Below are 26,390 nucleotides of genomic sequence, written 5' to 3'. Positions count from 1 at the left end.
AGCCTTGCGGAAATCTGAAACTGTCTTTTTCGCCCTTGCGTTTGAATTTTGGAAAGTCCGAACGTTTGGCGAAGAAGTTTTTGAATGAGCTTTCTAAATCTTTCAAAGCTTGCTGCAAAACCTGACTGTGGCAATCTTTTAGCCAAGTTAATTCACGTTTCCATTCAGGCAACAAATTCGCGATTTTGTTGTAACTGAATTTGAATGATTTATCTGCTTCGTACTGTTCATTTCGATACGCCAAAGCGCGATTGAATACAAAACGGGAACAACCGCAAAACTGCTTAAGTCTGCGGATTTGTGCGCCGTTTGGCATCAATTCAAATTTGAACGCTTTGAGTATTTGCATGGTTTCGTAGATAATGGAATTTTTGATTATTCTACACTTGGTCTATGGAAAAGAAACTGATTTAAGACGTGGTAGACACGTTGTTTTTAACTTACATGTTCATTTAGTCTTTGTCGCAAAATACCGCCGAAAAGTGTTCACAAAAGAAATTTTAGACGATATGCGACAAATTTTTGAAAGCGTTTGCACCGATTTTGAGGCACAACTAGTGGAATTTGACGGTGAAAATGACCATGTTCATTTGCTTGTAAACTATCCACCCAAAGTATCTATTTCAAAACTCGTGAACAGCTTGAAAGGTGTATCTAGTCGTATGATTAGGCAAAAAAATTATCCCGGTATTCGTGAGAAACTTTGGGGTGGTGCGTTGTGGTCGCCGTCTTATTTTGCAGGTAGTTGTGGTGGTGCATCTATTTCCATTATTCGACAATATATTGAGCAGCAAAATACGCCTGACTGAAATTCAACGTTTTTAGGACTGCTTTGCAGTCCGTGCCTGATATCTCCGCCGTGAACGGCGAAGTTTTACGGCGCATTCGGATAAAAATATTATTAAGAAAGCCCTTACTATGAACCGCACTCTGTACAAAGTTGTATTTAACAAACATCGAAACTGCATGATAGCCGTTGCTGAAAATGCCAAACGCGAGGGCAAAAACACAGCCGACACCCAAGCTGTAGGTATTTTGCCAAATGATATTGCGGGTTTTATCCATTCTATCTCTGTTATCTCATTCTCCCTTTCATTACTGCTCGGTTCTGCCCTTATCCTGACTTCTTCTTCTGCTAATGCCCAAGGTATCGTTGCCGACAAATCCGCACCTGCACAGCAACAGCCTACCATCCTGCAAACAGGTAACGGCATACCGCAAGTCAATATTCAAACCCCTACTTCGGCAGGGGTTTCTGTTAATCAATATGCCCAGTTTGATGTGGGTAATCGCGGGGCGATTTTAAACAACAGCCGCAGCAACACCCAAACACAGCTAGGCGGTTGGATTCAAGGCAATCCTTGGTTGGCAAGGGGCGAAGCACGTGTGGTTGTAAACCAAATCAACAGCAGCCATTCTTCACAACTGAATGGCTATATTGAAGTGGGCGGACGACGTGCGGAAGTCGTTATTGCCAATCCGGCAGGGATTGCAGTCAATGGTGGTGGTTTTATCAATGCTTCCCGTGCCACTTTGACGACAGGCCAACCGCAATATCAAGCAGGCGCATTAACAGGCTTTCAGGTTCGTTCGGGTCATGTTGCGATCACGGGACAAGGTTTGGATGCCCGTGATACCGATTTCACGCAGATATTGAGCCATGCGGTTAAGATTGATGGGCCTGTGTGGGGTAAAGATGTGCGTGTGTCGGCAGGGAAAAATGATGTTTCAGCTGATGGCTCTATCCAATCTTCACACTCCCCTGCTACGAATATAAATTCCGACAACTCACTGTATGCCATCGATACAGGGGCATTGGGCGGTATGTATGCCGGTAAGATCACCCTGATCAGCACTGATCGTGATGCATCCGTGCGCAATCAGGGGCAATGGTTTGCCTCAGCCGGCAATGTGGCAGTGAATGCTGAGGGTAAACTGGTCAATACAGGCATGATTGCAGCGACGGGAGAAAATCATGCGGTTTCACTTCATGCCCGCAATGTTCATAATAGCGGTACGGTTGCCTCACAGGATGATGCCAATATTCACAGCCAGACGCTGGACAATTCAGGTACGGTCTTATCCTCAGGTCAATTGACTGTCCGTAATTTAGGCCGTCTGAAAAACCAAAACAACGGTACGATCCAGGCTGCCCGCTTAGATATGTCAACAGGTGGTTTGGATAACACAGGTAATATTACTCAAACAGGTTCACAAGCATTGGATTTGGTATCTGCCGGCAAATTCGATAACAGTGGCAAGATTGGTGTAAGTGACGTTCCACAGACCGGTTTGAATCCCAATCCATCAGTCATACCACAGATTCCGAGTACTGCAACAGGTTCAGGCAGCAGCACTGTCTCGGCATCTAAGCCTGGTTCAAACAATCCCGTTTCACCTACAGCACCTGCAAAAAACTACGCCGTAGGACGCATTCAAACAACAGGAGCATTTGACAATACAGGATCAATCAATGCAGTTGGGCAAATTGACATTGCCGCCCAAAACGGTTTGGAAAATTCGGGTAGTCTGAATGCGGCTAAACTACGAGTATCAGGCGATTCATTTAACAATACGGTAAAAGGCAAACTCCAGGCACACGATCTGGCTGTTAACACCCAAACTGCTAGAAACAGCGGTCACTTATTAACTCAAACCGGCAAGATTGACAACCGTGAACTGCATAATGCCGGAGAAATTGCCGCCAACAATCTGACACTCATTCATTCGGGCCGCTTGAGCAATGATAAAAAAGGCAATATTTGAGCTGCACATTTACAGCTTGATACCGCCGGTTTACATAATGCAGGTAACATTCTTGCCGATAGTGGAACCGTTACCACCAAGAACAATCTTCGCAATACAGGAAAAGTTTCTGTTGCACGACTGAATACCGAAGGTCAGACTCTAGATAATACGCACGGACGTATAGAGGCTGAAACGGTTAACATCCAAAGTCAGCAACTGACTAACCAAAGCGGCCATATTACTGCTACCGAACAACTGACTATCAATAGTCGAAATGTAGACAACCAAAACGGCAAACTCCTATCTGCAAACCAAGCACAATTAGCTGTTTCAGACGGCCTATACAACCAACATGGTGAAATTGCCACCAACTGGCAGTTGTCTATTCACGATAAAAATCAAAACACTTTGGCGTTAAACAATGCGGACGGCACGATTCCAATCTGCCGGTAATGTATCGCTACAAGCCAAATCACTCACCAACAATGGCACATTAACAGCCGGTAACAAACTGGATATTGCTTTGGCGGACGATTTCGTCGTAGAGCGCGACCTCACTGCAGGCAAACAATTAAATCTAAGCATAAAAGGCCGTCTGAAAAATACCCATACCCTACAAGCAGGCCATACGCTCAAACTCAATGCCGGCAATATAGATAACCAAGTTACAGGCAAAATTATTGGCGGAGAACAAGCGGACATCACATCCGAACAGCATGTTGACAACAGGGGCTTGATCAACAGCGACGGTTTGACCCACATCGGTGCAGGTCAAACCCTGACCAACACAGGGACAGGCAAAATCTATGGCAACCATATTGCCCTAGACGCGCAAATACTGCTTAACCGGGAAGAAACGACGGAAGGCAGTACCAAAGCGGGGGCAATAGCTGCAAGGAAACGTTTGGATATTGGAGCGAAAGAGATTCATAACCAAGAAGGTGCCCTACTATCCAGCGAAGGTATTTTTGCCGTAGGTAATCGACTGGATGAACAACATCATGCGGCAGGCATGGCCGATACCTTTGTTAATGGCAGTGCCGGTTTGGAAGTACAAGGTGATGCATTGATGTCTGTTCGGAATATGCAGAACATCAATAATCACTTTAAAACAGAGACATACTTAGCCAAAGCAGAAAAGCAAGTTCGTGACTACACCGTACTGGGGCAAAATGCCTACTATCAGGCAGGAAAAGACGGTTTATTCGACAACTCGCAAGGACAAAAAGACCAAACTACTGCTACGTTCCATTTAAAAAATGGTTCTCGTATTGAGGCCAACCAATGGCATGTCCGAGACTACCACATCGAGACTTATAAAGAACGCATCATCGAAAACCGGCCGGCACACATTACTGTGGGCGGTAATTTGACTGCCTCAGGTCAAAATTGGCTGAACAAAGACAGCCGGATTGTAGTAGGCGGGCGTATTATCACTGATGATTTAAACCAGAAAGAAATTACCAATCAAAGTACAACAGGCAAAGGTCGCACAGATGCTGTCGGCACACAGTGGGATTCAGTTACAAAAAAAGGATGGTACAGCGGTAGAAAAAGACAACGCCGTACTGAAAGAAACCATACTCCTTACCATGATACCCAACTATTTACCCACGACTTCGACACGCCTGTATCCGTCATCCAACAGAATGCCGCCTCCCCTTCCTTTCAACCCGCTGCATCTGCAATCAAACTGATTGACGGAGTATCCACAGCAGCCGTCAATGGTCAGCGCATCCATACCGGTAATGTGGTCTCGTTAAATAATGCTACTGTTACTCTGCCTAACAGCAGCCTCTATACCACCCATCCTGACAATAAAGGCTGGTTGGTTGAAACCGATCCTCAATTTACAGACTACCGCCGCTGGTTGGGCAGCGACTACATGTTGCAACAACTGAAATTGGACACCAATCATCTACACAAACGGCTAGGCGACGGCTACTACGAACAAAAACTTGTTAATGAACAAATCCATCAGTTAACAGGCTACCGCCGACTCGACGGCTACAGGAGTGATGAAGAACAATTCAAAGCTCTGATGGACAACGGCCTTACTGCTGCCAAAACATTCGGTCTCACCCGGGTATCGCCTTGAGTTCAGAGCAAGTTGCCCGCTTAACTTCAGATATCGTTTGGATGGAAAATCAAACCGTCACCCTGTCTGACGGTTCGACTCAAACCGTACTGGTTCCTAAAGTCTATGCCCTGGCGCGCAAAGGTGATCTTAATACCTCCGGTGGCCTGATTAGTGCCGAACAAGTCTTACTTAAACTGCAAAACGACAACCTGACTAACAGCGGTACCATTGCGGGGCGACAGGCTGTACTCATCCAGGCACGGAATATTAACAGCAACGGTAACATTCAAGCCGATCAAATCGGTTTAAAAGCTGAAAAAAGTATCAATATCGACGGCGGGCAGGTACAAGCAGGCAGACTGCTGACTGCCCAAGCGCAAAATATCAACCTTAACGGTACAACCCAAACTTCCGGTAATGAACGTAACGGCAATACCGCCATCGATCGTATGGCCGGCATTAACGTGGTCGGAAGCTATACTGAGCAAGTAGATAACAGAGCTTCAGACGGCATCCTATCCCTGCATGCCGGCAACGATATTAACCTCAATGCGGCCACCGTCTCTAACCAAGTTAAAGGCGGCACTACCCAAATTACCGCCGGCAATAATCTCAACCTCGGCACCATTCATACCGAACATCGCGAAGCCTATGGTGCATTAGATGACGAGAACCATCGCCATGTCCGCCAAAGTACCGAAGTCGGCAGCAGTATCCGCACGCAAAACGGCGCACTGCTTAGAGCCGGTAACGACTTAAAAATCCGCCAAGGCGAACTAGAGGCCGAAGAAGGCAAAACCGTCCTTGCCGCAGGACGTGATGTCACTATCAGCGAAGGACGCCAAATAACCGAATTGGACGCCGCTGTAAGCGGGAAAAGCAAAGGCATCCTTTCCAGTACCAAAACACACGACCGCTACCGCTTTAGTCATGATGAAGCAGTCGGCAGCAACATCGGCGGCGGCAAAATGATTGTTGCAGCCGGGCAGGATATCAATGTACGCGGCAGCAACCTTATTTCTGATAAGGGCACTGTCTTAAAAGCAAGTAGGGACATCCAGCTAGAAGCAGCTTCTAATCGCTATTTTGATGCTGAAACACACGAATATAAAAAATCGGGTCTGAGCGGAGGCTTCCGCGACGGTGTTTTAAGTGTCGGATACACTAAAGCTTCCACAAAATCCAACCAAGACCAAACTGCAACCACCCTGACAACCTCCCAAGTCGGTAGTAAACAAGGTGATACCGTTGTTATTGCCGAACGAACCCTAAACACCAAAGCTGCGATACTGGCATCAGGTGGCGATATGCACCTACAGGGACGTGATGTTGCTTTAAATGCAGGATACACGGAAACAAATAACAACAACCATATCGAACAAAAACAATCAGGTCTATCCATGGGCATAACCCTGAATCCCATTGATGCTGCCAAAGCTAATTACAAACGCAATATGCAAGGCAGTGGCTACAGCAATCGTATAGTGGGTAAGACCTTGCAACGTGCTGATGCCGGAGCAAAGGCATCCACAGCAGCTTTTACTCCTATCGTCATCAACGGTGGTCGCCAAAAAACTACGGAAAATCGTCATCAAGAAGATACGCAAGCAGTGGTAACGGCCGTTTCTGCGCAAGGCAACCTAAACATTGTTGCCGACGGCGGCAGTATCAGAAGTGAAGGGACAAAACTGACTGCCGAACGCGATATCCTGCTTTCGGCAACAGAAAGTATAACGTTGGATGTTGCCCGCAACACCGCCGATCAACACGGTTCCCGTAAGCGCAGCGGTTTCAGCATAGATAACCGAGAATTGATTCTGGCGGGGACGTTTAATGACCGTAGCAATGCACAAGGCAATCTCGATAAAGCTACCGGCACACAATTGTCCGCGGGTGGCATCGCCACATTGCAAGCGAAAAAAGCGGATATCAATATCTTCGGTAGCAGCATTGCCGCGGAAGATGATGTTACCTTGTCTGCCGGCCGCAATATCAATATCCGTTCCAGCCAAAACAATCAAACCCAATCAGAACGTCAAATCACCAGCGGCATCGGCACTGCGGTAATTTCCGATACCGAACACTTTGCCGGGTGGATGAAAAACCGGAAAGATAGTAACAGTAATCAAGTTGAACAGATTAAATCTCAAGTTGGGAGCTTGGGCGGCAACGTCAATATACAGGCTGGTGGCAACTATACCCAACAGGTTGCCAATGTGGTGGCCGCCAAAGACATCAATATTACAGCAAAAAGCGTTGAGATTCTGGCTGACCACAATCGCAACAACAGCCACCAATCCGAGCGCGACGTTAAAATTGGCACCTTTGCCAAGGTATCTTCTCCACTGATCGACCTGGTAAACGCTGCCGAAGGCGCGGTGAAGAGTAAAGCAGACGACCGCACGCAGGCGCTGCAAACACTGGCTGCAGGTGCACAAGCTTATTCTACCTACAATACCGCTACCAGCGGCGGTGCATTAGCCAAAGCAGAAGTAGGTTTCGGCTTTAAAACTGCCAACAGCAGCCAAGACCAAAGCCAAAACCATAGCCAAGCCAATGTTTTGAATGCCGGTGGTAACCTCAATATCCGTTCTACCGAAGGTAACATCCACCTTCAAAACACCCAAGCACAAGCGGCTGAAACCCTCCGCTTAGATTCAGCCAAAGATTTGATACTCGAATCTGGCCAATCTTCCCAATCCGCCGATGGAAAAAATAGCAGCCTTGGTGCATCAGTGGGTGTAGGCGTCTCCGTAGGCGCGCAAACCGGTGTTTATGCTTATGGCGAAGTGGGTGGCAGCAAAGGTAAAAACCATTATCTTGCCCAAACACACGATCACACGACCCTCCAAGCTAAAAAAATCGAATTGGCAAGCAAAGGTGATACCACTCTCAAAGGGGCTACAGCCACTGCCAGCCGCATTGATGCCGATGTAAAAGGCCGTCTGAACATCGAAAGTGTTCAAGACCATACCGAACAGGACAACAAACCGGCGCCGGCGTACGTGTACAAGTTTCCTTGGGCACCGCCTGGGAGGCTTCGGGCAACTTCAACCAAAGCAAAGCTTCAGGCAGCAGTAACAGTGCGGCTATCCAATCCGGACTTTTTGCAGGAGAAGGCGGCTACCACATCGAGGCCGACAGCATCCACCTAAAAGGCGGAGCCATTACCTCTACCGCGCCGAAGGAGCAAAATGAATTAACTGCCAAACGTCTTACTTTTGAAAATATTCAAAACCAAAGCAGTTATAGCGCATCCAATGTCAGCTTGAGCGGTAGTTACGGTAGCGACAGCCCCTCTGAAACCTCCGACAACGCCGACTTCCGTCAAACAAACTTAGGTAAAGCATTTGCACGCTCTGCAGGCAAAAATGGTACCGACTTCAACCCTGGCTTGCCGCAATATGAAAAAGGCGGCGACAACAGCACCACCTATGCTACCCTGAGCGAAGGCCGTCTGAACATCGGCGGCAAAGAGACCACTACGCAAGAACTGGGTATCAATAGTGACAGCAGTAACGCACACCGTGCTGTTGCGGCTCTGCCCGATTTAGCCAAGATTACTGAAAAGCAACAGATTATAGCTAAAGCAACTTCCGATATAGTAACCGCTGCGCACACTTTCAGCAGCAACCGCCAAAAAACCGCTGCAGAAAATAAAGCCAAAGCCGAATCGGAGTTCGAAGGCCGTCTGAAAGCCCAAAATGACGGTAGCTATGAAGCCTACGCCAAACTGGACGAAACCGAACGGCAAAAAATTCTAATCAACTACTCAGAAACCTATCGCAAAGCCAATGCCGAAGCCCAAAATTGGGGGGTGGGAGGTAAACACAGCCGTGCCCTTAATGCCGGCATCACCCTCGCGACCGGTCTACTTGGTGGTCAAAGCGGGTTACAAAGCGCAGTCAATGCCGCTGCGCCTTATGCCTCCGAAGCAATAGGCAGAACATTTGGCCACGGTGAAAACAAAAACGAAACCGCCCAAGCCGTCGGACATTTCCTTTTAGGAGCAGCTATCGCCCGCGTCAACGGTGTTAATTTTGCTGCCGGCGGCTCGGCTGCAGTTGCAGCTGAAAAGGCAGCGGAACATCTTGCCCAACGGTATAACGATGGTAAAACCGCAATCGATCCGCAAACAGGCGAGTTCAATGCCAACCTGCTGCCGGAACATATCAAAGAAGAAATCAAATCGAAGAGCGGGGTGATTGCATCGCTGACGGGAGCGGCCATAGGCGGCACGCCGGCAGAGGCGCAAACCGGAGGGACGGTCGGGCAGAATGCGGTGGAAAACAACCTCTATCTGACATCGGAAGCCTTAAAGAAGGACAAGCAGACAGCTCGTAAAATTTATTCTGTCATAAAAGAGCAAGTCAAGCATGAATGCAGTTCCACAGGAAGAATTACCGAATGTCGTCAAAATATAGGACGCATTATCGAATTTACCCAAGACAAACGCTTTGACAGTAGGTTTAAGGACTTAAAAAAAGAATCCTTATATTACCTAAATCAACATCCTGATTTAGTAGCCTCTTATTTGAAGGCTGAGTACGAAAAGCTGGATAGGGAAGACAAAAGTATCCTGCACCGCTACATCTCACCCGGGGCTGAAATCGTTTCGGGCAGTTTGGGTGTTGTTCTTTCAGGCGTAGCCGGAGGCGGATCTTGTGCCGAGACTTTCGGCTTAGGCTGTGCCGCCGCTTTGGTTGGTGTAACGTCTTCCTACGATCATGTCATTACTGGGGCGAAGAACTTCGGAAAAAAAGCCAGCGAGCAACGACCGACGATTACGGTCCAGACCTTGAAGCAGTTGGGGTTGTCGGAGCAGGCTGCGGAATATGTTCAGTTCTCTATAGATTTGTTCAGTGTGGGTAAATCGGGGGGCGGTATACCTAAGGCTAAGCCTGTGTTTGATGCGAAACCGAGATGGGAGGTTGATAGGAAGCTTAATAATTTGACAACTCGTGAGCAGGTGGAGAAAAATGTTCAAGAAATAAGGAACGGTAATAAAAACAGTAACTTTAGCCAACATACTCAACTAGAGAGGGAAATTAATAAACTAAAATCTGCCGATGAAATTAATTTTACAGATGGAATGGGAAAATTTACCGATAGCATGAATGACAAGGCTTTTAGTAGGCTTGTGAAATCAGTTAAAGAGAATGGCTTCACAAATCCAGTTGTGGAGTACGTTGAAATAAATGGAAAAGCATATATCGTAAGAGGAAATAATAGGGTTTTTGCTGCAGAATACCTTGGCAGGATACATGAATTAAAATTTAAAAAAGTTGACTTTCCTGTTCCTAATACTAGTTGGAAAAATCCTACTGATGTCTTGAATGAATCAGGTAATGTTAAGAGACCTCGTTATAGGAGTAAATAAAAATGGCAATTTGGAATTATCGGTACTACCTTATCCCATCAGCCGCTATCAGAAATAAATTTAATGCAAATAAAGATATCATACTTGATGAGTATCGATCTAATGGTTTTCAGAATTTTAATGAGAATAAAAGTTTTGAAAATTACTTTATCGATAATGATGTTATATTATTATCAATAATAAATGAAGCAAAAAAACAGCTTAAATTGAAAGAGTCTTGGGATAAAGACGCAATCATGTTTTGTGATAATTTTGGTAATAGTCTTACCGTTTGGCCAGATGATATAGAGTGTGAACTTGATTTAAGATTTGATTATACTAAATTTATTCAGAAAACCATTGATTGGGCAATAAAATATAATTGTCTATTTGTAATAGGAAAAACAGGAAATGTAGTTTCCCCTAATATAAATAATCTAATGTATGAAATAAAAGCATATTTGGAAAGCAAGCCGTGGCCCATATGAAACCTAAACTCAATACGTAGAATGTGCGGAACGCACGTATGCAGTTCTCAAGGTTTGAGCTAAGAGGCCGTCTGAAAACAGAAAAACGTTTCAGACGGACTTTATTTAACGTTACCGAGCTAGCGGGTTACAAAGCGCAGTCAATGCCGCTGCGCCTTATGCTGCCGAGGCAAAGAGAGTTTGGTGGTGTTATTACAATCAATCGTTGGTATGAAGCCAAATCTGGTAATTTCTGGAGAGATCACACTTCTACACCTCAAAAATTCGAAAAATTTAAGTCAGATATGGGTGATAGATTGAAAATTGCAACAAAAAATGGAGCAACATATGAATTACATTCAAATACACCAATCCCCAAACATGTTAAAGAATTTCTGAACAAAAAAGGTATTAAATATTTTGAATATTAAAAGTTATAGGAGATTTAAAAATGTCAAGAAGTGTAAGTTTAGATATTGATTTATATGTTAGCATCCAATGAATAACTAAAAATGCAGAAACCACTAGCACTGTTTACCATTTACCCGCCCTATCTGCCGGTCAATACCAACTGTTGGCAGAAGGCTTCCCAATCGGCAAGGGGTACAACGCGTGTGCCGCCTGCTAACCGGTGTACATCGGAAGTGCAGGCGGTGTGCCAATAGGTGTAAAACGGTAGTTTGGCGATGTCGGCTTCCGATATGACTGGAGTATTATCCTGTTCTGGCGTATACACAATCGGCATGCCGAAATAGCTGTATTGGCCGTCTTCCGCTTGGTTGCCTGTGTGGCCGCGGGGTTTACCGGTACGGACAAACAGACGGCAGAATGCGTTCCAATCGTGCAGAAACACAGCGGCTTGTCCGTCTATCAGGCTTTGGGCGGAACCGATGCTGCTGTCCCGCCAAAACAGGTAGCAAATTCCGTATTTATAACACCGTTTGTCGTGCTATACGGCTGCCGAAAAAAAACGCCACGTTTCAAACATGGCGTTTTTTTTGACGGTCAGAACCTGTATCCGACACCGGCTTTCAGGCTGTTGCTTTTATAGCGACTGCTGCCTGTGTGCTCGTAGTTGCCGAAGGCGCTCCAACCTCTGCCCAATTCTGCGCGGATACCGAGACCTGCATTCCAACGGGTTTGCGGCATATCCCATGCACCGGTTTTGCCACGAGCCTGATTCGCACCTTTAAACATCCCCGTCAGGGCGTAATCGCGTTTTTTGAAGTCATGTTCGACACCTGCAAAACCGAAGAGGGCGGTTTTGTCGTTCAGCGGTTGTGTCAGGCGGACGTTGAGCAGTCCGACGGGGGTGGTTTCGGAGAGTTTATCGGCTTTCCATGCCAGCGCACCGCCTTTTTCTTCAAACGCCTTTTGTCTGAGTATATCCAAACGGGCACCTATTTCGGTCTCCAGCAGGCCGCTGCCGAAAACGGGGAGGCGGAAACCGGATAATAGGGCTGCCTGTGTCAGTGAACCTTCTGCTTCACCTTCGGCGCGGATATCGACACCGTTCAGGCGGGCGGTTTTGTTCTTGTAGCCGCTGTAACCCAACAGGGCTTTGACAAAAGTCATGTTGTCCAGATTGTGACGGACACCGGCATTCAGACCGAAGCTGTTGACGGCTGCGCTACCACGGGTGTTCTCGTCCCATTTGGTTTGACCGGCGTCAAACGCGGCGGCAAGTGTGGTTTGTTCGCCCGCCTGGTATTTGACACCCAGGGTTTGGCGGAAGTCGGTCAGACCGCCGGACGCCGCCCCGCTTTTCCAGTCGCCGGTGTCGCGTTTGGTTTCGGCAAAGACATCTGTTTCGCCGGTTTTAAGCGGTCGGTCAAGTTTGTCGGCTGTCGATTTCAGGCGGCGGCTTTGAGTCTCCGCAAAGACATTGGTGCTGTTGGCGTGAATCCCGGCGGCCAACTGTTCCAACATGGTTGCGGTTCCGTCCGTGCGTTCGCTTTGGGCACGGATGAGCAACCTGCCTGTCTGCGCGTAAGAACCGGTTGCCAATTCTTTGTCGCTCAGTTTGTCGGCTTCCTCCATCAGGTTTTCGAGGTTGCGTCCGCCCTGTACAACATTATGGGCGAGTACGGGATCGAGGCGTTCTTTAACCGTCATGGCAACGGTATTGACATTGTTGCGGCGCAGACTGTAGTACAGGTCTTTGCCGGTGGCAGAGCCGACTTTGTCGCGGGAAACCATTTCGCCGTCGGCATAGACGCGCTGAACCTGTCCGTCTTTTGCGCTAATGCCGCCCTCTGAACGCAGGAAGGTAATCAGGCGTTCGTTCGGACGGGCGTAGTATTTGCTTACGCCGCCCAGCCAGATACCGCCGGTGTCGCCAAACTCGGTTTTGCCGGTCACATTGAGGACATCGCCCAACTGAACAAACAGATTGCCGTTTTGAGTAAAGGTCAGATTGCCGTCGATGGTGCTGTTGTTGCCGCCAAAGAGGAAGCCGTTGACATCAACCTGTACATTGCCTTTCACTCTGGCATTATCGTTCAAATGGAACTTGCTTCCGCTATATACGTCCGAAGTAATGCTTTTGTTGACGGAGAGCATGCCGCCCATTACATTGGTCACGCCCGTGTAGGTGTTTTCACCGTCAAGGATGAGGCGGCCGTCGCCGGTTTTGTTCAATCCGCCATTGCCGCTGATGTCGTTTTCAAAGAAAGACACGGTGTCCTCGCCCGTCACATTCGCATCAAACATACCGAAGGCGAACTGAGCGGGGCCTTTGACTGCTTTACCGGCATTGAGCAATCCCCAGCCGTACACGCTGTCCACGCCTTTGGCGCCTATGTCCTGCGCGGTAGTCAGGATGGTGGTACGCAGGTTGTCGTTGGACATCCACGGATAACGGCCCAACACCAGCGCCGCCGTTCCGCTGACAAGGGGAGCGGACAGCGACGTTCCACCGCTAAAACTGACATGTGGTTCGTCGTTCGAGCCTCGGATAACCATATTTTTGTCCAAGACGTCCACGTATTGACGGCCTTTAAACAAGACACCCGCTCGAAAGGGTGCGGACAGACACCATTGCGCCATCAGGCCGCAGCGGTTCGAATCACGGGCAATCGTACCGTCGCTCTCTACCCCAGCGGCTACGATAAGACCTTTTTGCGCTTTCGGATAGGCGTATGGAAGGAGTCCTTCATAACTGCCGTAAGTCAGCCCATCGTTTCCTGCCGACAAGACAAACAGCGTGCCGTCTTTGCGGATATGTTCGTCCATCTTGCGAAAGCTTGGTGAATCGGCAGTCATATTAAACTGGGCAACGTGTTCGAGATCGCTAACATTCGGTGGACTATAGCTGTACTCGTCGTCATTGCGAACATTCGATACACCATAGCTGTTATTGATGATTTTCGCGCCTTTACTGATGGCATATTGCCAGCCTTCGATGATGTTTTTTTCATCGAATTTGTCCCGCACGTCATAGCCGACCAGTTTGGCTTCCGGTGCCACGCCGCCCGTGCCGTAGCCGGGCACGGCACGTCCGGCAAGCAGATAGCTGACTATATCCATATGGTTCAACGTACCCGAGTGGGGAGCGCCGTGCTGGAAAGTCGGGTTTTCGAAATCACGGAACACACGATTGAGTTTCGCGTTGTCATACACATCAAACGGGCGGACTTTGACGGTGAGATACGCCGGATCGATATTCATGTCTTCCGTACCGTCGGATACTATGCCCGGGCAGGCAAGCCTGTCCAGTTCCGAGATTCCGGCCTGGTGGCCGCTGCACCCGTAGCTGATGCGGGTCGCGCTGCCGAACAGTTCGGCATAATCGGATATATCGTCATCAACCACACCGACAACCGCGCCTTTACCTTTGTAGCCGAGATCGTGTGCGGTTTTCAGGTTAATCGCGTTTTTGTACCGGGTCAGGTCGTTAAAATCCAGATGCGGATTAGCTTCGGGATATCCGTTTAAAACAGGGGGGAGTTCACCTGCAACAGGATTGATGTTCAAATTCGGTGCCGGTGCATTTTCCGTACTGTCCGGTTTGAGATGGTCTGCCACGCAGAGGGGGTAGCCTTTGCAGTTGTTGCCGAAGCCCGGCTTGTCCGGTTCGGGAGTGTCGGGGATATCGGCACCGCCGGTATTGGAAAACCCGGGCGCGGTAGGCGTACTGCTCCAGTCGGGAGAACTTCCGCCACCACCGCCGCCACCGCCGCCACAGGCAGTCAGGAATATCGTTGCACAGACGGCTGCGACGGTTTTTAATTTAGTATTCAAAATCAGCTTGTTCATTATTAGCAACTCCGTATTTCTTGGTTTGTTGCATTGCATAAAGGCTACACATATTGGAAAACGTCGTATTGTTTACACTTTTCCGCCATTATCAAAAACACAGAGATTTTTTCGTGCTGATTGATATCCTTGATAATATCAAATATCTGCTGAATCGACTGTTCAAGAAAAAGCTGAAAGTGTAAACAATACTGTTGATTTCTAAAACTTTTCTGCATCAATACATGTATAAGCTCGGTTCTGGTAGAATACTTGTTTTCATACCAGCAGTATCGCTATTATCTTCCATAACCCAACCATTATCGGTTAGATAAACAGTAGCATAATGCGGTTCCATTACCCTAGATGACATAGCTTTTTGAACTTTTTGATTATTTAACCACGGAGCTTGATCAACGAGCGTCGCAGTGTAGGCAACCTCTGAATACGTGCGTTTGCCATCGTTGACTGGCTCGCTGAATGATTCAACCTTGATGGTGTATCTACCTGTACAAAAAGCTGGAAATCTATTGTCGAGGACATTGCGCAAAAATGGTTTCCCCATTTCACTTACCTTAAAGGTATGTCCATCATTAGATTCCGGGTCAATCAAACCAGCATCAGTTAAAGTGTCAATACGTTCTTGGGTAACATCATCAGAAGAAGCGTCGCTAATAGAAATCTTTTGGCTGTCCTCATCAAAAATAATACCTAGTCGCATGCTTCCATTTGTATTGATGCTTAAACACATTCCTGCGCTGTGGTTTGCCCTACCTTCATCAAAGCCTTTCTGGATAGCTTCCTGAAAATTGCTATTATTAGCATCCTTTTTAGAGCAAGCGACTAATGATACAGTCAACATGGCAATACAAACTAATTTTTTCATCCTTGCTTCCCTTTTCGAAGAAAAAGTGAGTTAAAAGAAATAGTAACCGGTGTTTAGACTACCTGATGATTTTCAGGCAGCCTAAACGTTGGATTAAGGGTTAAGGATTAAAACCAAGCCTTTTTGCCCTGTACATACACACGCTCAAACTCTTCATCGCTACACATCAGGTATTTGATGCCGTCAATCAGGCTTAACACGCTGATCACGAGTATTGGGATTAACAAAAAAGATCCCAGTATGCTGACCAGTAGATAGATCAAACCTACCTTATTGATACCCAAATAAAACTTATGTGCGCCCAAGCAACCCAAAAATATGGCCAACAAGGCCGCCACCAAGCGTTTGCTGATGCCATTACCGGCACTAGATGTATTTGTGATGGAGGCATTGTTTTGGTTTTCAGTCGTCATGACCATGCTCCTTATGGGAAAGTTAAAAAGAAAAAACAGATGGCAGTGTTTAATGTGCTGTCCAGCCTGAATCGGTGCGAACCAGCACAATGGTAGTCGAACCGGTATAGGCAGGTACTTTCATCCCGTTGATTTCATATTCGCCGACTTCGTAGCTGATCGGGCACTCAAAGCGCTTCCCTTCTGTATCGTCCTTCACACAGCTTCCCGCTTTGCTGACAGACAGGTTGCTTTGTATCTTTTCCAACATTTCGCCCGCCATCGGATTTCCCGTCGAATAATGATTCATCTGTGCCAAGGTTTCCGCCAGCACTCCTTTAATGTCGCTATTGCTCGGCTCGCCACCGCATGCGGTCAACAAGCTCACTAAAGGTAATAGGTATATTGACTTCTTCATCAAATGTTCTCCTGTAAAAAATCACACAGTTATCAGATAGCCTGAAGGGTAGGCTCAAGTTCAAAGATATAGGTTAACAACCTGCAATATCCTATTATCCCAAATTGGGGAATATTAAGCAATACACTATGATTTTCCTATGAAAAGAATGCGTCCCTCCCTTTATTCCCCCGAAATGGCATGGCTGCGGCAAACCTTAGTCGGCCGCCGTTTGGAGCTGAATTTAACCCAAAAAATGTTGGCAGAACGCATGGGGGTCATTTTGTCGTTTATCGGGAAGGTTGAAACGGGTGAGCGGCGCTTAGACATTACCGAGTTTGTGAGATACTGCCAAGCACTGGAGCTGAACCCCAGCCTTGTACTGGAAGAGTTCTGTGCCAAACTGGAAAAGCAACACCCGCCTATGATGATGTAGCACCTCCTTAATGTAGCAGCCCGGTAATGGATACGCATTCATCCTCTGTCTGTGACACATTGCCATATAGCAACGGCAGATGATGTAACTTAATTTCGGCATATTGACTATTCGCCAAAAACGCCCGAGCTAGAGCCAGGCCCAGCCTTTTTTTGGCATCACGTGGCGACTCCTTTGCCAAAGCACGAACCACTTCGTCATTCAATTTAGCCGGGGTGCAATGTTCCATCCGGTATTCAGCACGGTAGGAGGCATAAAAACTATCAATCATCCGGTGCATTTGTTCCGTTGTCGGCAACGCGATGTGATAAACGGTTGCCCGAGACAGGATACTGGCCGGAATGCGGTTCAAACTGTTTGCCGCCGCGATCCAGTTGATATAAGCAGTATTAATCGGCAGTTCTAGGAAATCATCGTGAAATTTTCGGGCAGTTTCCGATTCCCACAGCGAGTGCAGTACATTTAATGGGGAAGGATAGCGCTCGTCTTTCACAGCTTTTTCGATTTCATCAATAAAAAATAGGAAATTGGCGGTATCGCTATCCGACATTCTCTGCACCACCGCACCTGGTGCGCCGTTGACCCATTTGTTGCTTGTCCCGCTTAAGGCCGCACCGGTGGTCACGTTTTCAAACGATTTCTCGAAGAGGGGCAAACCCAAAGCCACAGCCAACTCGCTAACAAAATGACTTTTGCCCGTTCCCGGATTGCCAACCAATATCATCGGCTGGCAGACCAAGGCTTGCCCTATCCTTTCCTGCAGCACGACTTGTGCCTGCACATCCAGAATCACTTCTTTGAAATTCGGCATTTTCTGTGCCAACGAATCCAATTTCTCCAGTGCATACTCAATATTTTTAAATAAAACCAACTTCTTGGGATTCATCAATTTTTGCAACATGACTTTATGGGTATAGCCCTCTTTTTGTTGGCCACATCGCGTGATCAACTGCCGCAGAGACGGTTGTTGCTCCTCATCCACCAAGCAGATTGTTGGAAAGGTATCAGCTGGCTGATCTTCGATTCCTCGGCGGTTGCTCCGACTAGAACCATCAGAACCATGATGATTCAATGTATTCGATTCAACTGGTGCAAACATTGCCTGTGTTTCTTCATGGGTGGCTACAATGGCATCAACCCGGATATCGTTAGAGAAGGCCATGGTGGCTCCTTGAATAATTTGTAAAAAAGTTTATCTAAGAATTACCTAATGAGAAAATATCAAAAATGCTGTAGTTTGTCAATTAATGCTTTTCAAGTTTAATTTATGAGTGTTATTGGCGGGATTCTACAAATCCTACTAGATGATTTTGTTTAGTACAGATACTTACAGTAGAATCAGTTCTGTTATCCGTAGATGACTCTTAGAAAATGATTGAACAAAAAGAATCAGAGAAAGAATCAGTTGTATTTGACTCAGCGCATTTGGCAGCTTGGTCTGCCCGAAAGATGCGCAAGGCAGCGAAGGCCGAGAAGGCGGCTGCCACCATGACGGAAGAGTGGAGTGAGCAGATCCTGTTAAACGAGATCCCGAGGGTCTGCCTGCAGAAGGCGGCCGATCTGCTTGGCGTATACAATCCAGATGGCTTGGTCATCACTATGAACGACTGCGTCACCTGGGCCGTGGAGGCTGCCATCGCCAAAACGGCTGAACAGTACCAATTTTATGACAACACATTTAATTTTATAGATGCCCCCATCATTAACGGCTGGAACAGTTTCCGTTTTACCTGCCGTTTTCCCAATGGAAACTTGAAGCAGGAAGTGGGGGCGGCATTAACCTGCTGGCGGCGTATGAGCGGCTACAATGTCAGTTCCAGTGTGTTTATCAATTTTGCGATCGTGTTATTTTTGCAGCATGCCGGCTTCGTGTTCTACGATCTTGATGGACAGGAAATAGCAGACGCTTTCAAGATTCTGGCAGCACCAGAATCACAGCTGGGTAAGATCGAATTACGTTTGGGCAACAGGCCGCAAGTTGTTTTCAGCCAGCCTGCATACGGGGGTCGTTTTTTCCCCGCCGTGTTTTATCCGGTCGCGCTACCTGAAAATACAGCTTCAGAAACTGAAGAATGGGAAGATTTGGCCTTACGGCTGCCCCTAACCTTGTACCGCGTGGTAAACATGTGGGCAAGTGCCTACCAACTGGAAGCAACCGAACGACTACGGCAATACGATCCCGCTGCGGGCATAGCCGTGCAAACTGATGGCCGGGCTTGGGATTATTCGTTTGAAGAAGCCGTCCGCATGGCTATAGACATCTATATCCGGCTGGAAGAATACGCGCAGGCGAAACAAAAACCGGTTTGGGGCGAAACGTGGCAGACGGTGTTACCCGGATCCGGTTTGCCTGAAGAACTGGCTCCCAAAACCACCGCACACCCCGAAAAAAACATCGAGTATGTGCGCGTCATTCCGCGAGTTGCCAAAGCCAAGCTGGCAAAATGGCGGCAATATTCCGGTTCGGACAATAATAAAGCGATGATGGCCTTGACCACCCTGTTGCAGCTGTATGGGCTGTATGTCAGTGATATCGCAGATGATGACCTACCACCTTTGCAGGTAATGAGTTTATGGCAATATTTCCGCATGGCCAAAGGGCATGAGCTGTACGTTCTGCGCGAACGGGATCTGTTACACCTGCGAGATGACCGCATGACCAACCCGATACGTATTTTGGACGAACTGTTTTACCACTACGACCAAGATTATTTCATCGGCTCAACAACAGAAAATGAGGAAGTTTCCGCCGAGGGTGTCGTAAAAAGAAAGATAAAGCGTTAGCTCGAAAATAGTTTCAGGCAGCCTCAAACACAGGCCGCAGGCACGGCAACCAAATTCTCCGCCAACCAGATTTTTTGCGGGTACTGGTTGATAATCGTGCCGTGGGCGATGCCCAATTCGTTTGCCGGCAGCGTGTTGCGCAGCAGGTTGAAAGCAGCGGCCATTTTTTTATTGGGATTGGCGGTGGCTTTGATTTCAACGGGATACAGCATCTGCCGATGTTCGATTAGTAGGTCGATTTCTTTTTGATTGGTGTCGCGGTAAAAATAAATCGGCGGTTCTTGGCCTTGGTTGTGGAAGGATTTGATGATTTCGCCCACCACGAAGGTTTCAAAAAACTGTCCGCTCTTGGCTCCGTTTTGAATGGTTTCCGGTGTCAGCCATTTGGTCAGGTAGGCCATCAGGCCGGTGTTCAACATATAGACTTTCGGGGTTTTGATGGCGCGTTTGAGGTGGTTGTTGCCGTAGGGTTGCAGCAGATAGACGATGCCCGATGTTTGCAGCACGGTGAGCCAACGCTTGACGGTATCCACCGATACGCCGATTTCCTGGGCCACGCTGCTGTAATTCAATAACTCCCCGCTGCGTGCGGCAATAGCAATCATAAACCGTGTGAAATCGCCGCTGCTGCCTACATTGACCAATTGGCGCACGTCGCGTTCGATATAGGTGGCGACATACGAGGCATAGTAAACCTGCCAGTCGGTCTCGGGCTGCTCGTATAAGCGCGGCATATCGCCGCGGTGGATAATCTGCCAGATATTCTCGTGTTCAGGTAGCCTGAATACGGGTTTCCGGTCAGCCAAATAGCCTTCGTCCGGTACGAAGGCCGCCTGAAAATCATCGCCGCGCATTTCGCGCCACGACAATCCGTTTAATTTCAATACCGCAATACGCCCAGCCAGGCTTTCGCTGACATTTTGCATCAACTCAAAAGCCTGCGAACCGGACAGCAGATACAGGCCGTTCTGCCTGCGCCGGTCTATATCCATTTTCAGCAGGGGGAACAGCTCGGAGGCGTATTGGACTTCGTCCACAATCAGCGGCGGCGTGTGGTTCAATAAAAACAGTTGCGGCTCGTTTTTGGCTTGGTCGAGCAGCAAGGGATCGTCTAAGGTAAGATATCCGTATTCGGGCGCAATGTGCTGAAGCAGCGTGGATTTGCCGACTTGCCGCGCACCGGTCAGCAACACGGCGGGAAATTGGGCGGACAGCTTTTGCAGAACGGATTGCAGGTGACGTGGGTAATACATAACAAAATCCAGTTTAATTTAAGATTGAATCTTAGGTTAAACTGGATTTTTGCGCAATACTTCTTGATTTGCGTGGTGATGATGCCGTGGTTGCACTGCGAAACAGCCGTACACTCCTCGTTATACAGGCAGACATGGTTCTCGGGCGTGATGCGCCGCTCATTTTGGCTGTTGGGCAGGTCATCAACAATGGAGACCGGGCTGCATGAAACGGTAGATTCTCTAGCGGTACAAAAGTTACGTAAAGAGTGAACAGCATTGAGCAATCAGCGAGAATAACAGGAAGTAGCTGATGATGGTGACGCTTACCGATACATAACCCGATTAACAAAGAACCGCTCTTTTCAGTTAGGCAAGCTGACCGACAAAGGCACGTCTGTACAACTGCTGAAACCAGAACATGCTCTTTCGCAGCTACAGAGCGTTTTTGACGTGGTTCAGATGGCGCCACGGGATGAGCTTATGGAGTACGGCACACAAGCCTCCCTGCTTCAAGCACACGCAACAGAACAGCAACGGATACTGCGTTCGACCCATGTCGACATCAATGTAGTCTTGGAAACGGTACAAGGAACCCAAAATTCTTCCCATAATCTACTACACCCAGCCAGAGATATTCAGTCCCGTCCTTCCCAAGCAGCATCGGTATCCCCGACCCCCAACTGCAACCCTGACGACCATTGGTGGAATCGATATCAACTGATCCCAAAAAGTTGGACAGTTTAATCAAGCGGCTTTCAGGGAGTGAATTCTGTACTGAACAGGTAGTCGGCTTTTTTGTTTGCGGCGGATGCTGTTTTTTCACGGGCTTTCTTCCTTTGGGTTTAGGGTTTGGGCTTTAAACCGTTAATACCATTCAAACGGTAGAGGCGCAACCATTGCAGCAAGATGGAGCAGTCGGGCAGATTCAGTTGGTCTGCGGCAGCTTTTTGGTACATTCCCTGCCCCGTCACCGGGCGGATTGCCTCAAGTTTGTATTCGACCGAATATTTTGTCGTATGCTTTCTGCGTTTGATGCCGCTCTCACCGTGTAATCTGTATCTTGTCACCCATCTGCGTACCAATGAATCGGAAATAGAAAAATGGTCTGCTGTTCTTGTGCTACCGTTCCCTGCCAAATAGTATTGGACGACGGCAAGTCGGAATTCATCTGAATATTTTGCCATAAAAAACTGAACCTCCTAAAGTCGGTAAGGTGTCTCACTTTGGGGTGCAGTTCAGAAGCGGTCTTTTTTGCCTGCCGGTTTTGAATCATCCTCCGTGTATATTCCCTTGACGAAAAAAATGATGATATTACGGATACTAAAACTAAGGTCATATCCCCCCCTACTCTCCCTAAGCAAAGAGATGAAACAGTGTATCGGTCCCCTACCGGTTGAATTTTCCGAAAAAAAGCGACGTAATCAGCATCAATATATATAAGAACAGCACAAATAGCATCAATACATCACGCAACGAAAAAAGTCAGAAAAATGCACTTAGTAGTGTTTGGATATCTGTTGTTTTGTGCTGTTAGTATTGCTTCTTTCTGTGTTTGCAGTTTAGCAGTTGTACAGTTTTACAGTAATGTTTAAACAATGACTGATTTATTTCTAAATGCAGATATTGTAGAGGATAAAAATGACCAAAGTCCTTTCAGTAACATTTTTGATTTTTTAGCGAGCCTTTTCATTTCCCAGGCGAGATCGGCAATGGCAGCGGTACTTGGGCCGCCGATATGCTTAAGTTCAGTAACCTTAGTGCGTAAATCCAGTAACCTTAAGTTACGGAAACCATTAGCTGGCAGGGTTTTAAACAGCAATCTTGAAATCTATACAAATCTAATCTAAAAACTCAAAATGAGTAGATTGTTAACAATTAGCCAAGCAGCAGAAATGCTTGGCGTATCCATTATTACCCTACGCCGTTGGGAACAATCAAGTAAAATTCAACCAACCTACACATCAGGCGGACATCGCCGATACTTGCTTTCCCAACTGCACCCCGTCTTTCAGGCAGCATTGCCCGATAATCGCAAAACGATTGCCTACGCTCGCGTTTCCAGTCATGACCAAAAAGATGATTTAGAACGGCAAAAACAAGTTTTAGAACTTTATTGTGCTAGTAAAGGTTGGCAATATGAAATTATTGCCGATTTAGGTTCAGGCATGAACTACCACAAAAAAGGATTAAAACGTCTTTTAAATCAAATTATTGACGGAAACATCGGGCGTTTGGTTTTGACCCACAAAGACCGATTACTGCGTTTTGGTGCAGAATTAATCTTTTCCATTTGCGAAATCAAGCAAGTTGAAATCGTAATCATCAATCAGGGCGAAGACACTTCTTTTGAAGAAGACTTAGCCAAAGATATGCTTGAAATTATTACCGTATTTTCTGCTAGATTGTACGGCTCACGTTCTCGCAAAAATCAAAAATTGTTAGAGAACGTCAAAAAAGCCGGTGAACAAAAGGAGGTTAATTTAATTTCAGGTTAGGACTTTCCAATTCAAATTTCTGTTTTTCCAGAACCTGATTGATTTGCTCATCTGACAATCCAGCTTCTGTTAGGGATATACGAAGTTGTTCAACACGTTGAAGGAAAGCCTGTTTGGCTTGATACACACCATCAGCGATAAATTGTGCGTTCAAATCGCTTTCAAGGCGGTAAAACTTAATGTTTGAAATACAGGAGTAAAACCAATCAAACCGAGCGGTCAGTTCCTGAATGGCTATTGTTCCGTGTGCTTCACTGATGCCTTCACGGCCTAGATAAACACTGCCCTGAATGTTTTCAAATCCATGTCTAGCCAAGATGGTTTTAATATCGGAGTAGGCTTTGTTATAGCTATTTCCGTGGTAATTGTCTTTCAGGCAGTTGGTATCCATGTCAAAGGTAATCAGGTAACGGCTCATTATTTTTCTCCTGTTGCGTTTCAGACGGCATCGATTTCCCGCGATAGTACCAAGTGCGGCGGCTGATAACGAGCTTTTCCCACAGTTTATCGCGGCTGATAGTGTTTTCGGCGAGGTAGTCGGCACGTGTTTGAGACCACCAGCGAGTGATTGTGCTTTCAGCTACAATAATTTTGCTGCTTGCCCTATGTTTAAAAATCTATCCATATTGGATAGTTTAGATTAGACTTAAGTAGATTTCAAGTGAGCTGTTTAACCCTTAGCTAGCAAGGGTTTTGGTGGCGTAAGGTTACTGAACTTAAGCATATCGGCGGCCCAAGTACCGCTGCCATTGCCGATCTCGCCTGGGAAATGAAAAGGCTCGCTAAAAAATCAAAAATGTTACTGAAAGGACTTTGGTCATTTTTATCCTCTACAATATCTGCATTTAGAAATAAATCAGTCATTGTTTAAACATTACTGTAAAACTGTACAACTGCTAAACTGTAAACACAGAAAGAAGCAATACTAACAGCATAAAACAACAGATATTCAAACACTATTAAGTGCATTATTCTGACTTTTTTCGTTGCCTGATGTATTGATGCTATTTGTGCTGTTCTTATATATGTTGATGCTGGTTACGTCGCGTTTTTCCGGAAAATTCAACCGGCAGGGAACCGATACGCTGTTTCATCTCTTTGCTTAGGGAGAGTAGGGGGTAGATACGAACTTAGTTTTGGTATCCGTAATATCATCATTTTTTTTCGTCAAGGGAGTATATCGACTCTAGAAGACAGGTATTAGGGTTTTGTTTAAATTTTGGTCTTTGTGCAACTGCTACATAATACCAAAAAAACGACCGCACTTTTGGCTGACGGTTACGTTTTTAATTTTGCCGACGACATTGAGGCTGTTGCGATAGCGAATCCAGCCGATTTTCGGGAAATACAGGCGGTTATTTTGTTGTTCCAGTTTGCAACCTGCGGAAAACGAAAGTTCTCTTTCAAGCCTTTTTTCTTGAATTTCGGGAAGCCGGAACGCTACGGCTGATGCGCATCCTTGTAAACCCGCCCGTCCTTTTTCAGACAACCCCAGGCGGTGTATTCGCCGTACCATAAGAGATTGCCGCGGATGTCGGTCATCTCGCGCGGGATGCCGATTTGGTCGTTGTGGAAATAGGCGAGGTATTGTGCTTCGTCTCGGTTGTTACGGAAGACTTGGGCTAGGGGTTCGTAGCTGTCTTGGTCGGTGTAGAGATAGGTGTAGCTGCCTTTGTAGGTGTACTCCTGCAATAGGCGGCCTTGATCCTGAGAAGTAATGAGGTTGTTAAAAAGCAAATTTTTCAGACAGCCTCAAAGAACGGATTGAGGCCGTCTGAAAAGCGGAAACTGAACAGAAACTAATATCAGAATTTGAAGGTTTTGTGCGGGCTACGGCTTGCTTCAGATTATTACAAATTCTATATTTGTACAGGATTTAATTGTCTTTTTGCCGTTTTATTTCTTAAGATACTTTTCTATATATCTGTATTGCTCTTGCGTACATTTAACTGAAAAAAATATTTTTCCACTTATAATACTTTGAGCAGAAAAAATACCTTTCTCATATTTGAATTTTATTTTACTTAACGGAATCATTCCTTTTCCATTTTCTTTCCCACAAAAAAGTTTATATTGTAACTCATTATTACTTATACCTATATCTCCGCAAGTTTTTTGACTATTATATTCTGATACAACTATATTTAACCAGCCATGTTGAAAATCATAAGAGTAATGTGAAACATAAGGTAAATTAGAAGAAGAGGATACTATTAGAGATAAAATTGAACTTAAAATAGATTTCATAATTTATTTACCATTTAATTTATTAATTTTCTTAGCTAACGAAGCAGGAGTAACCCAACCAGACATTTTCATTTCTTTAATATCAGCAGCTTGACTTGCTCCATATGCAAAACTTGCACACTGCCTATTTCGTAAATTATATCCAGAAGTTTCTGTATTTTTATTATTAAAGTCCCTTATATATGACTCAACCTTTTTCACTTGATTATCATTCAAATCATAACTCCTTGATACCAAATACTTACTATCCAAATACCTCGTATCATTAAAACTCATAGTCCCTCCCATATCACTAACCAAAATACTAGTAATATCTTTTGAATTATATCTAAATCCTTCTCCTCCAGGCCATTGACCTATATATTGGGTTCTGCCATTTTTCTCTAATCCAATAAATGCATGTCCTACAAAATCATGTGTATCAGAATAAATTGTTAACTTCCCGCTTAATCCTAATGAGTCAACCCAAGTCTGCATATTTGGTGCAAACTGATACAGATTGTCCCCACCCAACAACCCAATCGGATCTTGGTTAATGAAACGTCCAGTATCAGGCTCGTAATAGCGCATCAAGTTGTAATGCAGCCCGGTCTCTTCATCAAAGTATTGGTTTTGCAGTCTGAACGGC

21 protein-coding genes and 3 pseudogenes are annotated in these 26,390 nt (G+C 46.3%); 9 read left to right on the top strand and 15 right to left on the bottom strand.

The features are described 5' to 3' along the window. Window positions 1–349, bottom strand: a 349-nt coding sequence (locus KEM39_RS08005) for an RNA-guided endonuclease TnpB family protein (protein ID WP_211709805.1), incomplete at its 3' end; no start/stop codon positions are given. A 13-nt stretch (window positions 350–362) separates the two neighbouring features. Here KEM39_RS08005 and tnpA point away from each other — a divergent pair. The 5 genes and pseudogenes from tnpA (at window position 363) to KEM39_RS07980 (ending at window position 11,085) form a co-directional block, all read left to right on the top strand. Further along, complete coding sequence (tnpA, locus tag KEM39_RS08000) at window positions 363–809, top strand: IS200/IS605 family transposase (RefSeq protein WP_107820194.1); 447 nt, start codon at window positions 363–365, stop codon at window positions 807–809. 109 nt (window positions 810–918) lie between these two features. After that, a pseudogene (locus KEM39_RS07995) lies at window positions 919–7,758 on the top strand (hemagglutinin repeat-containing protein); the annotation flags it as partial. An 89-nt stretch (window positions 7,759–7,847) separates the two neighbouring features. Beyond that, window positions 7,848–10,208: a VENN motif pre-toxin domain-containing protein gene (locus tag KEM39_RS12045; RefSeq protein WP_418030099.1), complete on the top strand. Its 2,361-nt coding sequence runs from the start codon at window positions 7,848–7,850 to the stop codon at window positions 10,206–10,208. 2 nt (window positions 10,209–10,210) lie between these two features. Then, a complete protein-coding gene (locus KEM39_RS07985) occupies window positions 10,211–10,675 on the top strand; it encodes a hypothetical protein (RefSeq protein WP_211709804.1) in 465 nt (154 codons plus the stop codon). Between the two features lie 38 nt (window positions 10,676–10,713). Beyond that, complete coding sequence (locus KEM39_RS07980; RefSeq protein ID WP_211709807.1) at window positions 10,714–11,085, top strand: hypothetical protein; 372 nt, start codon at window positions 10,714–10,716, stop codon at window positions 11,083–11,085. A 119-nt stretch (window positions 11,086–11,204) separates the two neighbouring features. Here the strand turns inward: KEM39_RS07980 and KEM39_RS07975 are convergent. The 5 genes and pseudogenes from KEM39_RS07975 to KEM39_RS07955 all read right to left on the bottom strand — a co-directional run. Beyond that, window positions 11,205–11,570 (bottom strand): annotated as a pseudogene (locus KEM39_RS07975) (hypothetical protein); the annotation flags it as partial. A gap of 89 nt (window positions 11,571–11,659) precedes the next feature. After that, on the bottom strand, window positions 11,660–14,911 hold the full coding sequence (locus KEM39_RS07970) for a S8 family serine peptidase (RefSeq protein WP_249182666.1): 3,252 nt from the start codon (window positions 14,909–14,911) through the stop codon (window positions 11,660–11,662). A gap of 217 nt (window positions 14,912–15,128) precedes the next feature. After that, window positions 15,129–15,776 (bottom strand): hypothetical protein, encoded by a 648-nt coding sequence (locus tag KEM39_RS07965; RefSeq protein ID WP_025458203.1) that lies wholly within the window; start codon window positions 15,774–15,776, stop codon window positions 15,129–15,131. Window positions 15,777–15,883: 107 nt separating this feature from the next. Continuing rightward, window positions 15,884–16,189, bottom strand: a complete 306-nt coding sequence (locus KEM39_RS07960) for a TM2 domain-containing protein (RefSeq protein WP_025458202.1) — start codon at window positions 16,187–16,189, stop codon at window positions 15,884–15,886. A gap of 49 nt (window positions 16,190–16,238) precedes the next feature. Further along, on the bottom strand, window positions 16,239–16,589 hold the full coding sequence (locus KEM39_RS07955) for a hypothetical protein (protein WP_138251462.1): 351 nt from the start codon (window positions 16,587–16,589) through the stop codon (window positions 16,239–16,241). A 136-nt stretch (window positions 16,590–16,725) separates the two neighbouring features. Here KEM39_RS07955 and KEM39_RS07950 point away from each other — a divergent pair, with 136 nt between their 5' ends. After that, window positions 16,726–17,001: a helix-turn-helix domain-containing protein gene (locus tag KEM39_RS07950; protein ID WP_211709802.1), complete on the top strand. Its 276-nt coding sequence runs from the start codon at window positions 16,726–16,728 to the stop codon at window positions 16,999–17,001. A 7-nt stretch (window positions 17,002–17,008) separates the two neighbouring features. Here KEM39_RS07950 and KEM39_RS07945 read toward each other — a convergent pair whose 3' ends face one another. Then, window positions 17,009–18,163 (bottom strand): AAA family ATPase, encoded by a 1,155-nt coding sequence (locus tag KEM39_RS07945; RefSeq protein ID WP_211709801.1) that lies wholly within the window; start codon window positions 18,161–18,163, stop codon window positions 17,009–17,011. 209 nt (window positions 18,164–18,372) lie between these two features. Between KEM39_RS07945 and KEM39_RS07940 the strand changes: the two genes are divergently transcribed. Continuing rightward, window positions 18,373–19,785, top strand: a complete 1,413-nt coding sequence (locus KEM39_RS07940; RefSeq protein WP_118796777.1) for a hypothetical protein — start codon at window positions 18,373–18,375, stop codon at window positions 19,783–19,785. A 23-nt stretch (window positions 19,786–19,808) separates the two neighbouring features. Here the strand turns inward: KEM39_RS07940 and KEM39_RS07935 are convergent, their stop codons facing one another. From KEM39_RS07935 to KEM39_RS07925, 4 genes are all read right to left on the bottom strand, one after another. Further along, window positions 19,809–21,038 (bottom strand): ATP-binding protein, encoded by a 1,230-nt coding sequence (locus KEM39_RS07935; RefSeq protein WP_115118528.1) that lies wholly within the window; start codon window positions 21,036–21,038, stop codon window positions 19,809–19,811. Between the two features lie 544 nt (window positions 21,039–21,582). Next, the gene (locus KEM39_RS11590; protein ID WP_249182665.1) at window positions 21,583–21,843 is read right to left on the bottom strand and encodes a hypothetical protein; all 261 of its coding nucleotides are present in this window, start codon (window positions 21,841–21,843) and stop codon (window positions 21,583–21,585) included. 19 nt (window positions 21,844–21,862) lie between these two features. Then, window positions 21,863–22,204 (bottom strand): transposase, encoded by a 342-nt coding sequence (locus tag KEM39_RS07930; protein WP_249182662.1) that lies wholly within the window; start codon window positions 22,202–22,204, stop codon window positions 21,863–21,865. 404 nt (window positions 22,205–22,608) lie between these two features. Then, entirely contained in the window at window positions 22,609–22,839 is a 231-nt protein-coding gene (locus KEM39_RS07925) for a hypothetical protein (RefSeq protein ID WP_211709800.1), read from the bottom strand. Between the two features lie 37 nt (window positions 22,840–22,876). Between KEM39_RS07925 and KEM39_RS07920 the strand changes: the two genes are divergently transcribed. Next, window positions 22,877–23,515 (top strand): IS607 family transposase, encoded by a 639-nt coding sequence (locus KEM39_RS07920; RefSeq protein ID WP_196429109.1) that lies wholly within the window; start codon window positions 22,877–22,879, stop codon window positions 23,513–23,515. On the opposite strand, the gene KEM39_RS07915 is transcribed toward KEM39_RS07920, so the two are convergent. Continuing rightward, window positions 23,496–23,933, bottom strand: a complete 438-nt coding sequence (locus KEM39_RS07915; protein WP_013448817.1) for a virulence-associated protein VapD — start codon at window positions 23,931–23,933, stop codon at window positions 23,496–23,498. The genes KEM39_RS07920 and KEM39_RS07915 overlap by 20 nt on opposite strands. Before the next feature lie 849 nt (window positions 23,934–24,782). Here KEM39_RS07915 and KEM39_RS07910 point away from each other — a divergent pair. After that, window positions 24,783–24,965 carry a hypothetical protein gene (locus KEM39_RS07910; protein ID WP_196429116.1) on the top strand — a complete coding sequence of 61 codons (183 nt, stop codon included), beginning with the start codon at window positions 24,783–24,785 and terminating at the stop codon, window positions 24,963–24,965. Here KEM39_RS07910 and KEM39_RS07905 read toward each other — a convergent pair. The 3 genes and pseudogenes from KEM39_RS07905 to KEM39_RS11585 all read right to left on the bottom strand — a co-directional run. After that, window positions 24,959–25,222 (bottom strand): annotated as a pseudogene (locus KEM39_RS07905) (RHS domain-containing protein); the annotation flags it as partial. The gene KEM39_RS07910 and the pseudogene KEM39_RS07905 overlap by 7 nt on opposite strands. A 189-nt stretch (window positions 25,223–25,411) precedes the next feature. After that, window positions 25,412–25,762 (bottom strand): hypothetical protein, encoded by a 351-nt coding sequence (locus KEM39_RS07900; RefSeq protein ID WP_211709799.1) that lies wholly within the window; start codon window positions 25,760–25,762, stop codon window positions 25,412–25,414. Between the two features lie 3 nt (window positions 25,763–25,765). Then, window positions 25,766–26,390, bottom strand: a 625-nt coding sequence (locus KEM39_RS11585; RefSeq protein WP_249182661.1) for an RHS repeat-associated core domain-containing protein, incomplete at its 5' end; no start/stop codon positions are given.

Source organism: Neisseria sp. Marseille-Q1983 (assembly GCF_018224585.1).
Taxonomy (GTDB): Bacteria; Pseudomonadota; Gammaproteobacteria; order Burkholderiales; family Neisseriaceae; genus Neisseria; species Neisseria polysaccharea.
The sequence above is the reverse complement of the archived record's forward strand: the minus strand, read 5'-3'. Positions and strand labels throughout refer to the sequence as shown.